The sequence below is a fragment of the Neobacillus mesonae genome (assembly GCF_001636315.1).
In the GTDB taxonomy this organism is placed as follows: Bacteria; Bacillota; Bacilli; order Bacillales; family Cytobacillaceae; genus Neobacillus; species Neobacillus mesonae.
Genome location: NZ_KV440949.1, coordinates 587,389 through 599,674, shown reverse-complemented (window position 1 = coordinate 599,674; position 12,286 = coordinate 587,389). Strand labels below are relative to the sequence as shown.

The following is a 12,286-nucleotide window of genomic DNA, read 5'->3' as shown; positions in this document are numbered from 1 at the left end:
CAGATTACGTTAAGTGCTCCAAAAACCTTATAGGATAAGGTTTTAACCGATAAACTAGGTTAAAGAATGAAAGGCAGGCATTATTTTTCTGCTTTTACATTAAAATGGCACATTGACGTATAGAAATTTGAAAAATTGTTTAGAAATGTAGATAAGTAATCTCATTTATCTGGATTTTTCTTTGGGAGGAGGTGAAAGGCATGAACAAGACAGAACTAATTAATGCAGTAGCTGAAACTAGCGAACTTTCTAAAAAGGACGCTACAAAAGCAGTTGATGCTGTTTTTGATACTATTTTAGATGCTTTGAAAAATGGTGATAAGGTTCAACTTATCGGTTTTGGTAACTTTGAAGTACGCGAACGTGCAGCACGTAAAGGTCGTAACCCTCAAACAGGTGAGGAAATCGAAATCGGTGCCAGCAAGGTTCCTGCTTTCAAACCAGGAAAAGCGCTTAAAGATGCTGTAAAATAATTACATAAATATTGCTTTAAGCGAACGCTTAGGCAAAAAAGGCCATGGCTTCTTTCCATGGCCTTTTTTCAATTTACATACTTTTATCCAGATAGGCATGTAAACAACAGCCTTTTTCTCTTATTTTTTTGCTTGCATAGAAAGGATTGTGCTAATATGTATTATGTATTTGTCAACTAAATGCAGGTAGTGTAGGAGGAATCGGAATGTCAGAAGTGAATCGTGCCCAAATAGAAGAGGCGGTACGTTTAATATTAGAAGCATTTGGCGAAGATCCAAACCGTGAAGGTTTACTAGATACACCAAAACGTGTAGCGAAAATGTATGAAGAAGTGTTTAGCGGATTAAATGAAGATCCGAAAAAACATTTTGAGACGATTTTCAGCGAGGACCACGAAGAGCTTGTATTGGTGAAGGATATCCCGTTTTATTCTATGTGTGAACATCATCTTGTCCCGTTTTTTGGAAAAGCGCATGTTGCATATATCCCGCAAAATGGGCGTGTAACCGGTTTAAGTAAGCTGGCAAGAGCGGTAGAGGCAGTTGCTAAAAGACCGCAGCTTCAAGAACGGATTACCGCAACAATCGCCGACAGCATCATGGAGAAATTAGAGCCGCATGGAGTAATGATTGTTGTCGAAGCTGAGCATATGTGCATGACCATGAGAGGGGTAAAGAAACCTGGTTCAAAAACAGTGACTACAGCTGTAAGAGGCACTCTTAAGGATGATGCAACGGCACGTTCAGAGATCTTATCATTAATTAAAAACTAACCAAAATATTGAGGTGACGATTGTGGAAAAGCGTCAACAGCCAATTAATGACTATATTGTCATTAAAGCAAATGAAGATGGTGTCAATGTAATTGGTTTAACAAGAGGGTCTGATACTAGATTCCATCATTCTGAAAAGCTTGATAAGGGAGAAGTGCTGATTGCCCAATTCACTGAACATACCTCAGCGATAAAAATAAGGGGAAATGCAAAAGTGTTGACTCAATTTGGTGAGGTAAACAGCGAATCAAAGAAATAGTAATTGCCCTATTACGGAGAAGAACTATTTCGTGCAGCTGCAATTATTTATTTTGTGAATTTCAGCCCATAAGAAAATCTTTTATGATATAATGATGAATGCCTTGTGTTTAATGACAGGAAAATTTCTTAAAGGTTGATGGGCTTGAATTTTTCTGTCATATTCGGTTAAAACAATACATAAAGAAGATTACTTCGGGGAAGCAAGGGTGATAAGCGTGCACGATATTCGACAAAAATTTACACATATTAAGGAGAAAGTCGAACTATATGTTTTTGATCAGTATTTACTAAAACATATAGATACTCCTGTTATTGATGAGGATAAGCTTCTCATTCTGGTATCAATAATGGATTATCTTAAATTGCCAATTAGCAAAATAGAGAATTTTGCATTGTCTACGATGCTGATTCAAACCGCCCTTGATACCCACGAACATATTTCCCGTACCTCAGAAAATGAAAAAAGCCGGCAGTTAACGGTACTTGCAGGAGATTATTTTAGCGGTTTATATTATAAGCTCCTCGCTGATTCTGAAGAGATATTGATGATAAAAACACTTTCTAACGGTGTTAAAGAAGTAAACGAACATAAAATTGCCGTTTATCATAGAGAATCAGATGGTATGGAAAAATTTATAAATAGTTTGAAGCTGCTTGAAAGTGCTTTGCTTGAAAGATTTGCAAATTATTTTCAGGACGATTTATGGAATGAACAAGCAGCAAATCTACTGCTATTTAAACGTTTGCTACTAGAAAAGAAAAGGTATGTCGCAAGGGAATGCTCCATTTTATTTGATGGAATCACGAATTTAACTAATTTCAATGATCAAGGTAAGACCGCCGAACTCTCAGAAGAACAGCAAATCCAGCTGATGGTCGTCTGTGATAAGTATCTCGACCGTTCTAAACAAATAATTGAGAACGGTTTGAAACATATTCCATATTTAAATGAACTTCTAGAAACCAGAATTGGTTCTTTATTACAACAACATCAGCCATATGCGAAAACATTTATGGAAGAAGGGTAAAACAATGCAGCAATCGAAGGAAGAACGGGTTCATGATGTATTTGAAAAAATATCAGAAGACTATGATAAAATGAACTCTGTCATCAGCTTTCAACAGCATATTAAGTGGCGGAAAGATACGATGGCCAGGATGGATGTCCAGCCTGGGTCTAAAGCGCTTGATGTTTGCTGCGGTACTGCTGATTGGACGATTGCCTTAGCGGATGCTGTCGGTCCATCTGGAGAAGTTACGGGACTTGACTTTAGCCAAAATATGCTGAATGTTGGCATTGAAAAAGTTAAACAGTTAGGGTTACAACATGTAACATTAATTCATGGCAATGCAATGGAACTCCCTTTTCCTGATAATAGTTTCGATTATGTAACCATCGGATTTGGTTTAAGAAATGTACCGGACTATTTACAGGTATTAAAAGAAATGCACAGGGTTGTCAAGCCAGGAGGTAAAGTCGTCTGCCTTGAAACTTCCCAGCCAACTCTATTCGGTTATCGACAGCTTTTTTTCTTTTACTTTCGCTTTATTATGCCGCTGTTTGGGAAGCTCTTTGCAAAAAGCTATGAAGAGTACTCGTGGCTTCAGGAATCAGCGCGTGATTTTCCAGGAATGAAGGAATTGGCAAGGCTTTTTGAGCAGGCAGGCTTAAAAAATGTAAAATATAAACCATATAGCGGCGGGGCTGCTGCCGTTCATATCGGGATTAAAAAATAACGATTTTAACGAAGACAGGATGAAAAGCTGGGTGAATACAAATGAAATTAAAAATGATGTATTCATTTTTGAATTCGGATATCAATATTATTGAAAAAGCACTGGAAGAGACGTTTGAAACAGAGTCTCTTCTTTTGAGACAAGCTTCAATGCATACACTAAAAGCTGGGGGAAAAAGAATTCGTCCTGTTTTTGTTTTGCTTGCTGGCAAATTTGGCCATTATGATATTAATGTAATGAAAGATGTAGCCGTTGCTCTTGAATTAATCCATATGGGTTCACTAGTGCATGATGATGTAATAGATAATGCCGATTTACGCCGCGGGGAGCCAACGGTGAAAGCAAAGTGGGACAGCCAAACTGCAATGTATACAGGGGATTTTGTGTTCGCACTGGCTCTTAAGCTAATGGCGAATATTGAAAAACCAGCGGCCCATAAGATTTTGGCTAATACCATGGTAGAAGTGACAGTTGGGGAAATTCAGCAAATTAAAGACAAATATCGTTTTAATCAAAACTTGCGTGATTATCTCCGGAGAATTAAGCGCAAAACAGCTTTACTAATTGCAGCCAGCTGTCAATTGGGGGCAATTGCCGCGGGCGTGGAAGAAGCTGTCCACAAAAAGCTTTACTTTTTTGGTTATTTCGTAGGCATGTCCTTTCAAATAACTGATGATATTCTAGATTTTACGGCAACCGAAAAGGAACTAGGAAAGCCTGCCGGAAGTGATCTGCTGCAAGGCAATATTACCGCACCTGTGCTTTTTGCGATGGAAAATGAAGAAATTCGTAAGGAAATCGAAAAGGTTCATGAACATATGACAACTTTAGAAATTTCAAATATTATTACTCTAATTAAGCAATCGGGAGCCATTGAAAAATCGGTTGCTCTAAGTGATCAGTATTTGGATAAGGCTTTAGCAATATTAGAGGAAATACCAGCTAATAAAGCTAAAAAAGCTTTGCGTGACATTGCAAGATTTATCGGAAGACGGAAATTTTAAGTTTATCGCTTTAACCCGCTTTAACGACAATCAGTGGAAAAACGCACACTGATTGAAGTTTCACTTTATTGCAAAAAGTTTGAAACAATGTTACTATTTTCGTGGATTGTTGTTGGAAAACAATCATATACATATTTGATTTTTAGGAGTGGAATTAATGGAAAAAACATTTTTAATGGTAAAACCTGACGGGGTTCAACGCAATTTGATTGGCGAAATCGTAGCCCGCTTTGAAAAAAAGGGCTTCCAGCTTGTTGGCGCTAAATTAATGAGCATTCCAACTGAACTTGCTGAAGAACATTACGGTGAGCATAAAGAACGTCCTTTCTTCGGTGAATTAGTTGACTTTATTACATCTGGTCCTGTATTTGCAATGGTTTGGCAAGGAGAGAATGTAATTGCTACAGCACGTCAAATGATGGGCTCAACGAATCCTAAAGATGCCGCACAAGGTACAATTCGCGGTGATTTCGGTTTAACTGTTGGTAAAAACGTAATTCACGGTTCAGATTCACCAGCGAGTGCTGAACGTGAAATCGGCTTATTCTTTAAAGAAGCGGAATTAGTTGATTACTCTAAATTAATGAACGATTGGATTTATTAATCCAATAATCTAAAGCACCTGTATGTTCCTTATACAGGTGCTTTTTTGTAAGCGGATAAAAAAAAACTCCCTATTTTCTGAATTATTCTACTAGAGTAATTGCTTCTTATATGATATATTGATACATAATTCTTTAATGAGTTGAAGGGGGAAAGACAATGGGTTTAAGATATTTAACAGCGGGGGAATCCCATGGACCGCAATTAACCACCATTATTGAAGGGCTGCCTGCTGGGATGCCGCTTCTTGCTGAGGATATCAATAAAGAATTAGCTAGAAGGCAAAAGGGCTATGGACGCGGCAGAAGAATGCAAATTGAAAAGGACACTGTCGAAATCATGTCGGGAATAAGACATGGAAAAACACTTGGATCACCAGTTGCATTAGTAGTGAAAAATAATGATTGGAAGCATTGGACAAAAATTATGGGCTCCGAACCTCTTGAAGAGGGACAGGAGGATGAAATGAAACGGAAGGTGACCCGCGCCCGCCCAGGGCATGCAGATTTAAACGGGGCGCTTAAATATGGCCACCGTGATATGAGAAACGTTCTTGAGCGCTCTTCTGCAAGGGAAACTACAGTAAGAGTCGCAGCGGGGGCAGCCGCCAAGAAACTGCTCTCATTAGTCGGGGTTGAAATCGTTGGGCATGTTGTCGAAATCGCTGGAATAAAGGCAGAAGTCGACAGTTCTCTAACAATTGCGGAATTAAAGGGAAGAACAGAAAATTCTCCTGTCAGAGTGGCAGACCCGCGCGTTGAGCAAGAAATGATGAACGCTATTGATGAAGCTAAGAAAAACGGCGATTCCATCGGCGGTGTTGTAGAAGTCATTGCATCTGGCATGCCTGCGGGGGTAGGAAGCTATGTTCATTATGATCGTAAATTGGATGCAAAGTTAGCTGCAGCGATTGTTAGTATCAATGCTTTCAAAGGTGTTGAAATTGGGATTGGTTTCGAGGCAGCTAGAAAGCCCGGCAGCGAAGTCCATGATGAGATTGCTTGGGACCCTAAAGAAGGTTATTATCGCAAAACAAATCGGCTTGGAGGCTTTGAGGGAGGGATGACGACAGGAATGCCTGTTATCGTTCGCGGTGTCATGAAGCCAATTCCAACACTTTATAAACCGCTTATGAGCGTCGATATTGAATCAAAGGAGCCGTTTGCGGCAAGTGTTGAACGCTCTGATAGCTGTGCTGTGCCGGCTGCTGCTGTAGTGGCAGAACATGCGGTTGCATGGGAACTTGCATGCGCCCTTGTCGAGCGTTTTTTTAGCGATCGCTTTGATACCTTCCTTGACGAGATTAATAAAGAGCGTGCCTATGCGAGGGAGTTTTAATGGAAACGATTCATATCCAGACGGAGTCTAAAAAATATAATGTTTTCGTCGGTGATGGTGTAAGCAGTGAAATTGACTCGTTTTTGGCAGCACATTTTCCTAAGTTGACAAAAGTGTTAATTATTACCGATGAAAATGTCGCCAAGCTCCATCTTGATCAACTTTTAGGACAGCTCCAACACAGAAAACCGATTGTTTTTACAGCCCCAGGCGGTGAAAAAGCAAAGACATTTGACGTATATTATCAAGCATTGTCTTCAGCGCTTGAAAACCGTCTTGACCGCAAATCCCTGATATTGGCCATTGGGGGAGGGGCTGTTGGTGATTTAGCGGGTTTCGTAGCTGCCTCTTTCATGAGGGGAATCCCCTTTATTCAAATCCCAACGACTATTTTAGCGCATGATAGTGCTGTAGGCGGGAAAGTGGCGATTAATCACCCGCTTGGCAAGAATATGATAGGGGCCTTCTATCAACCGGAAGCCGTGTTTTATGATTTAGGCCTGCTTCAAACACTTCCTGAGGCGGAAATCCGGTCCGGGTTTGCCGAAGTGATTAAGCACGCGTTAATTCATGATCCGGCATTTTACGATTGGCTGCTATCTAATATTGATGATTTAAATGGATTAACAATGAAGCAGCTGTCCTATTCATTGATAAAGGGAATTCAAGTTAAAAATCATTTCGTCAGCCAAGATGAAAAAGAAACTGGCATTCGGGCATATTTGAATTTTGGGCATACACTCGGTCATGCGATTGAAGCAGAAATGGGTTATGGTAATTTTACGCATGGTGAAGCTGTGATGATAGGTATGATTTTTGCCTTGAAACTAAGCGAAGAGTTAACTGGTCTATCGTTTAATATTGAAAGATTTATTTCTTGGGTACAAAAGCTTGGATACCAGACTAGGATTCCTATGCATATATCAAATGATCAGCTGCTGCAGAAAATGAAACAGGATAAAAAGTCTGTAGACGAAACGGTTCGCTTTGTCTTACTTGAGGAAATTGGACGGCCGAATCTAAGAGAAATTGATGATTCGCTTATAATAGATAGACTCCAAAAATTTTAGACTTCAAGGGGGGAATGGTCATGATCAGAGGGATAAGAGGGGCGACTACGGTTAGCAGAAATTCCGCAGAAGAAATTCTTACTGCCACAGAAGAACTGGTGGCAAAGATTATTGAGTTAAACAAGATTGACCCAGACTCCGTTGCCTCGGTCTTTATTTCGACAACAGAAGATATTACAGCAGTATTTCCTGCTAGAGTATTACGGAATTTTCCGGGCTGGACCTATGTCCCAGTTATGTGCATGCGTGAGATTCCGGTTCCTAATTCATTAACGAATTGCATCCGGGTCATGCTTCATGTTAACACAGACATAGCACAGAAAGAAATTAATCATGTATATTTAAATGGAGCAAAAGTTTTACGGCCAGATTTGGACGGAAGTCTTATTTAATCCTGGGAAAAATAAAGCAATGAAATGGAGTGAACAAACATGAGATTTAAAGAGCAATTATTAACGTTAACACCTTATCAGCCTGGTAAATCAATTGAATCGGTAAAACGGGAATACAATCTTAAGCATATTGTTAAGCTGGCATCCAACGAAAATCCCTTTGGCTGCTCGCAGCAGGCGATGGCTGCGCTTAGGGAGAATCAAATAAGTTTAGCTCTTTATCCAGATGGATATGCCACATTGCTAAGAGAAAAGCTTGCTGCCTTTTTAAATGTTGCTGAGAATGAATTGATTTTTGGGAACGGTTCAGATAACCTAATCCAAATGATTTCAAGAGCATTATTACATCCAAATGCGAATACAATCATGGCGGATCACACCTTTTCACAATATAAACACAATGCTGTGATTGAAGGAGCCATCATCAAAGAAGTTCCTACAATTGATGGTGAGCACGACCTGGAGGGAATGCTTGCAGCGATTGATGAAAAGACAAATGTGATCTGGGTTTGCAGTCCAAATAACCCGACTGGTACATATATCCCTGAACAAAAATTAGTATCATTTTTGGACCGGGTTCCGGAACATACCCTTGTTGTGCTTGATGAAGCCTATTATGAGTACGTTGTTGCCGAGGATTATTATGATTCCATCAGCTTGATTCGAAAATATCAAAATTTAATTGTATTAAGAACATTCTCCAAAATATATGGGTTAGCTGCTCTAAGGGTTGGGTATGGTGTTGCCAATCCGGAAATAATTAAAGCGCTTGAGCCGGCACGTGAGCCGTTTAACAATAATTCGTTAGGCCAGCTGGCAGCTGCAGCAGCAATTGCTGACCAGGAATTTGTAGAAATTTGCAAAGAGAAAAACCGCCAGGGTCTGGCACAATTCTATGATTTTTGTCATGATAACAGCTTGAAGTATTATCCATCCCAAACCAATTTTATTTTAATTGATTTTAATGTTGAAGCTGATCAAGTGTTTCAATTTTTATTGGAAAGAGGATTTATTGTCCGCTCCGGTAAACCGCTCGGATTCCCAACTTCTGTGAGAATCACGGTCGGTTCGTTTGAACAAAATGAAGGATTATTAAAAGTACTGGGAGAATTCCTTAAGGATATAAACAAGTAAAACAATTAGCGGTCTTCTTGCTTTCATAAGCGGATGAGATCCGCTTTTCTATTTAGGGGGAATTAAACTTGAATGGCCGGGTATTTGTCATTGGCTTAGGATTAATAGGCGGTTCGCTTGCTCTTTGTATAAAAAAAGCGCATAAAGAGGCAGCCATCATTGGATTTGATATAAATAGAGAACAGGCAAGGCTCGCAAAAATGCTGGGAGTTATTGATGAGGCGGCGGAAAATATTCCAGAAGGAGCGAAAGATGCTGATTTAATTATTATTTCGGCACCTGTAAATGACACGAAATCAATCATTCAAGCCCTCTCAAAGTTAACATTAAAACCTGGGGTAATTGTTACTGATACAGGAAGCACGAAAGTAACCATTGTGGAAACAGCTGACAGCCTAAAGAAAGAGGGAATAACCTTTATTGGCGGGCATCCAATGGCTGGTTCTCATAAAAGCGGTGTTTCCGCTGCAAAAGAAATTTTGTTTGAGAATGCTTTTTATCTGTTAACCCCAGATGAGGGGGCAGCACCTTCAAAGGTGGAGGAGTTAAAAGGATGGTTAAGTGGCACTAATGCCAAATTTTTAACAATCGCACCTCAGAATCATGATTATTTAACCGGAATTGTCAGTCATTTTCCGCATATTATCGCTGCCTCTATTGTCCGCCAAACGGAAAAATTATCGGCAACAGAGCAATTGATTCCCCGACTTGCAGCCGGCGGGTTTAGGGATATTACGAGAATTGCCTCAAGCAGTCCAAAAATGTGGAAAGATATCCTGCTTCATAATCGAGAGGTGTTAATTGACCTTCTAAACCAGTGGCAGAAGGAAATGAACGGGGTAAAAGAACTCTTAGAGTCGGGAAACGGTGAAGAGATTTTTGATTATTTTTCTCAAGCGAAACAATTTCGTGATGGTTTGCCGCAAAAGGAAAAAGGAGCAATCCCATCTTTTTATGATTTATATGTGGATGTTCCTGACTATCCTGGGGTTGTTTCAGAAATCACTGGATATTTGGCACAGGAGAAAATTAGTATTACCAATATTCGTATCCTTGAAACGAGGGAGGATATTAACGGAGTGCTGGTGATAAGTTTTCAAACAGAAGAGGATCGCCAGCGGGCGGAAAAATGTATCCTTTCCTATACGAGCTTTGGCACCTCGAATGGGTCTTAAAATGAATGAAAAGGTGATAAAATGGCGTCAATAAAACTTAAGACGAATGTTAATAGGTTGAACGGTGAGGTAGTAATCCCGGGAGATAAATCGATTTCACATCGTTCGGTCATGTTTGGAGCAATCGCACATGGCGAAACGACGATTACGAACTTTCTTCCCGGTGAGGATTGTTTGAGTACAATTTCCTGCTTTCGTAAGCTCGGGGTAAGAATTGAGGAAGAGGAAAACGGAAAGATACGAATTTATGGGGCCGGCTTTGAAGGCTTATCGGAACCTAAAGAAGTATTGGATGTTGGCAATTCCGGGACAACGATCCGCTTGCTGATGGGAATTTTAGCTGGAAGACCATTTTTCTCAACACTCGTAGGGGATGAGTCGATTGGCAAAAGACCCATGACGAGAGTGACCGTACCGCTAAAGCAAATGGGTGTAAAGATAGATGCCAGGGAAAATGGCGCTTATACTCCAATCGCGATACGCGGCGGCAATTTGTCGCCAATCAATTATGAGCTGCCTGTTGCCAGTGCACAGGTTAAATCAGCATTAATTCTTGCAGGGCTCCACGCAGATGGTATTACAACAATTCTCGAGCCAGCCTCGACAAGAGATCATACGGAAAGAATGATTCGTCAATTTGGCGGGGAAATTGCTAAAGACAATCAAACAATCACGGTCCAAGGCGGACAAAGACTGACGGCTCAAGATGTACATGTTCCCGGGGATATCTCATCCGCCGCGTTTTTCCTTGCTGCTGGAGCGATTGTTCCGAACAGTGAAATCGTTTTGAAAAATGTTGGATTGAATCCGACAAGAACCGGCATGATTGAAGTGTTGAAAAATATGGGGGCGGAGCTCGAAATCATATCAAATAAAGAAAACTCCTTTGAGCCATCAGGAGACCTAATCATCAAGGCATCCAATCTGAAAGGAACTGTAATCGCCGGCGATATCATTCCGACGCTCATTGATGAAATTCCAATCATTGCCCTTATGGCGACACAGGCCGAAGGGACAACGATTATTAAAGATGCTGAAGAATTGAAAGTAAAGGAAACTAACAGAATTGACACTGTGGTCGAAGAGTTACGTAAACTTGGGGCTTCAATAGAAGCGACAGCGGACGGCATGATCATCAACGGAAAATCTAAATTAACCGGCGGAACGGTCTCCAGCCACGGTGACCACCGTATCGGCATGATGCTGGCAATCGCAGCCCTAATCAGCGATGGGGAAGTTATTCTGGAAAATCCAGAATCTATCTCCGTCTCCTACCCAAACTTCTTTACACATTTAAATCAATTAATCCAATAAAAGCCGCTCCCCGCGGCTTTTGTTTTTTTTATTTCAGACATAGTTTTTTTAAATTCAGCATAGCTTGTCTTAAAAAGAGAGAAAGGGTGGGAGGATGACTTATATCATTGAAAATGCCCATATCCTAAAAGACAAAGAACTAACTATCAATTCACTATTAATACAGGAAGACAAAGTATCAGCAAATCTAACCCATTCCAAGCAATACCAATTCATAAAAATGAATCTTGAACCATATATCATGACCCCTTCCTTCGTCCTTCTAAACTCAAATATTTCACCAAAGATCACCCACCATGAATTGAAGCAGCTATTTAAAGAACAGTTCCTAATGAAGGGCTCTACGACACTTTTTACACATGTTCCCGTATCTTACGAAAGTGAACTGGAATATAAAGTAAAAGGAATGAAAACGGCACTAATTAGCAGTCCAATTGATTATATCATTGGAATTAAAATTCCTTTACGGCATCTTACACCATCATTGATCCGAAAATGTAAAAAGGAAAAAATTCCGGCCATTTTTGTTGAAATAGGTGAACACGATGACTTTAAGGGAATTCCCTGGGGTTGGATACGAGAAGCGATGTTCCCTTACAATTGTCCGTTAATTCCAATTATTTCTTCTTCAAAAAAGAAGGAGGCGAAGGCCCTATTGTCGAATTGGAAACAGATAATATTGCAAGAAAAAATCCCGGCAATAGATGAAGAAATATCCGAAAACACCCCGATTTCTAAAAAAGTTTTAAATAAAATCGGCCTCTACCCGCAAAAATCAAGTCTCATGAATGGAACTGAATTGAGTTATAACTTATATTTTAAGGAGCGGGAAATCAAGAATGTTGATGAAGCTGATTTATTTCATTATCATGGTGATAGACTTGTCATTACAGTCCACAAAGGAAAAATTGTCCGTGTTTTAAATGAAGTGTTATTTAAACCGGGTTTTGGGGAATATGTTACGGTGCGAACCCCGTCCTTTTTTTCTTTGTAAATCTAGCTAAAGAGGTAA

Annotated in this window: 14 protein-coding genes; all 14 read left to right on the top strand. The window is 40.0% G+C overall.

Annotated elements, in window-relative coordinates; genetic code table 11:
* Positions 1-200 precede the first annotated feature (200 nt).
* Positions 201-473 carry a non-specific DNA-binding protein Hbs gene (hbs, locus tag A6749_RS02970; protein ID WP_066385056.1) on the top strand — a complete coding sequence of 91 codons (273 nt, stop codon included), beginning with the start codon at positions 201-203 and terminating at the stop codon, positions 471-473.
* A 206-nt stretch (positions 474-679) separates the two neighbouring features.
* Positions 680-1,246, top strand: a complete 567-nt coding sequence (folE, locus tag A6749_RS02965) for a GTP cyclohydrolase I FolE (RefSeq protein WP_066385053.1) — start codon at positions 680-682, stop codon at positions 1,244-1,246.
* Positions 1,247-1,268: 22 nt separating this feature from the next.
* On the top strand, positions 1,269-1,505 hold the full coding sequence (gene mtrB, locus A6749_RS02960; RefSeq protein ID WP_066385048.1) for a trp RNA-binding attenuation protein MtrB: 237 nt from the start codon (positions 1,269-1,271) through the stop codon (positions 1,503-1,505).
* A 217-nt stretch (positions 1,506-1,722) separates the two neighbouring features.
* Positions 1,723-2,535: a heptaprenyl diphosphate synthase component 1 gene (locus A6749_RS02955; RefSeq protein WP_066385045.1), complete on the top strand. Its 813-nt coding sequence runs from the start codon at positions 1,723-1,725 to the stop codon at positions 2,533-2,535.
* Between the two features lie 4 nt (positions 2,536-2,539).
* A complete protein-coding gene (locus A6749_RS02950; protein ID WP_066385043.1) occupies positions 2,540-3,244 on the top strand; it encodes a demethylmenaquinone methyltransferase in 705 nt (234 codons plus the stop codon).
* 41 nt (positions 3,245-3,285) lie between these two features.
* Entirely contained in the window at positions 3,286-4,248 is a 963-nt protein-coding gene (hepT, locus tag A6749_RS02945) for a heptaprenyl diphosphate synthase component II (RefSeq protein WP_066385042.1), read from the top strand.
* Between the two features lie 157 nt (positions 4,249-4,405).
* Complete coding sequence (gene ndk, locus A6749_RS02940) at positions 4,406-4,852, top strand: nucleoside-diphosphate kinase (RefSeq protein ID WP_066385041.1); 447 nt, start codon at positions 4,406-4,408, stop codon at positions 4,850-4,852.
* A gap of 158 nt (positions 4,853-5,010) precedes the next feature.
* The gene (gene aroC, locus A6749_RS02935; RefSeq protein ID WP_066385040.1) at positions 5,011-6,189 is read left to right on the top strand and encodes a chorismate synthase; all 1,179 of its coding nucleotides are present in this window, start codon (positions 5,011-5,013) and stop codon (positions 6,187-6,189) included.
* Positions 6,189-7,259 carry a 3-dehydroquinate synthase gene (gene aroB / locus A6749_RS02930; RefSeq protein ID WP_066385030.1) on the top strand — a complete coding sequence of 357 codons (1,071 nt, stop codon included), beginning with the start codon at positions 6,189-6,191 and terminating at the stop codon, positions 7,257-7,259. The genes aroC and aroB overlap by 1 nt, the downstream gene beginning before the upstream one ends.
* Before the next feature lie 20 nt (positions 7,260-7,279).
* Positions 7,280-7,651: a chorismate mutase gene (aroH, locus tag A6749_RS02925; RefSeq protein ID WP_066385027.1), complete on the top strand. Its 372-nt coding sequence runs from the start codon at positions 7,280-7,282 to the stop codon at positions 7,649-7,651.
* Positions 7,652-7,690: 39 nt separating this feature from the next.
* Positions 7,691-8,785, top strand: coding sequence for a histidinol-phosphate transaminase (gene hisC / locus A6749_RS02920; protein WP_066385024.1), 1,095 nt, complete (start codon positions 7,691-7,693; stop codon positions 8,783-8,785).
* A 68-nt stretch (positions 8,786-8,853) separates the two neighbouring features.
* Positions 8,854-9,960: a prephenate dehydrogenase gene (locus tag A6749_RS02915; RefSeq protein WP_066385022.1), complete on the top strand. Its 1,107-nt coding sequence runs from the start codon at positions 8,854-8,856 to the stop codon at positions 9,958-9,960.
* 21 nt (positions 9,961-9,981) lie between these two features.
* Positions 9,982-11,274 carry a 3-phosphoshikimate 1-carboxyvinyltransferase gene (gene aroA / locus A6749_RS02910; RefSeq protein WP_066385014.1) on the top strand — a complete coding sequence of 431 codons (1,293 nt, stop codon included), beginning with the start codon at positions 9,982-9,984 and terminating at the stop codon, positions 11,272-11,274.
* Between the two features lie 94 nt (positions 11,275-11,368).
* Positions 11,369-12,268 (top strand): hypothetical protein, encoded by a 900-nt coding sequence (locus A6749_RS02905; RefSeq protein WP_066385012.1) that lies wholly within the window; start codon positions 11,369-11,371, stop codon positions 12,266-12,268.
* Positions 12,269-12,286 lie beyond the last annotated feature (18 nt).

Coding starts and splice junctions, on each gene's coding strand:
- aroC (WP_066385040.1), top strand. CDS start 5,011: ATGGGTTTAAGATATTTAACAGCGGGGGAATCCCATGGACCGCAATTA.
- aroA (WP_066385014.1), top strand. CDS start 9,982: ATGGCGTCAATAAAACTTAAGACGAATGTTAATAGGTTGAACGGTGAG.
- hepT (WP_066385042.1), top strand. CDS start 3,286: ATGAAATTAAAAATGATGTATTCATTTTTGAATTCGGATATCAATATT.
- aroB (WP_066385030.1), top strand. CDS start 6,189: ATGGAAACGATTCATATCCAGACGGAGTCTAAAAAATATAATGTTTTC.
- hbs (WP_066385056.1), top strand. CDS start 201: ATGAACAAGACAGAACTAATTAATGCAGTAGCTGAAACTAGCGAACTT.
- A6749_RS02950 (WP_066385043.1), top strand. CDS start 2,540: ATGCAGCAATCGAAGGAAGAACGGGTTCATGATGTATTTGAAAAAATA.
- folE (WP_066385053.1), top strand. CDS start 680: ATGTCAGAAGTGAATCGTGCCCAAATAGAAGAGGCGGTACGTTTAATA.
- A6749_RS02905 (WP_066385012.1), top strand. CDS start 11,369: ATGACTTATATCATTGAAAATGCCCATATCCTAAAAGACAAAGAACTA.
- ndk (WP_066385041.1), top strand. CDS start 4,406: ATGGAAAAAACATTTTTAATGGTAAAACCTGACGGGGTTCAACGCAAT.
- hisC (WP_066385024.1), top strand. CDS start 7,691: ATGAGATTTAAAGAGCAATTATTAACGTTAACACCTTATCAGCCTGGT.
- aroH (WP_066385027.1), top strand. CDS start 7,280: ATGATCAGAGGGATAAGAGGGGCGACTACGGTTAGCAGAAATTCCGCA.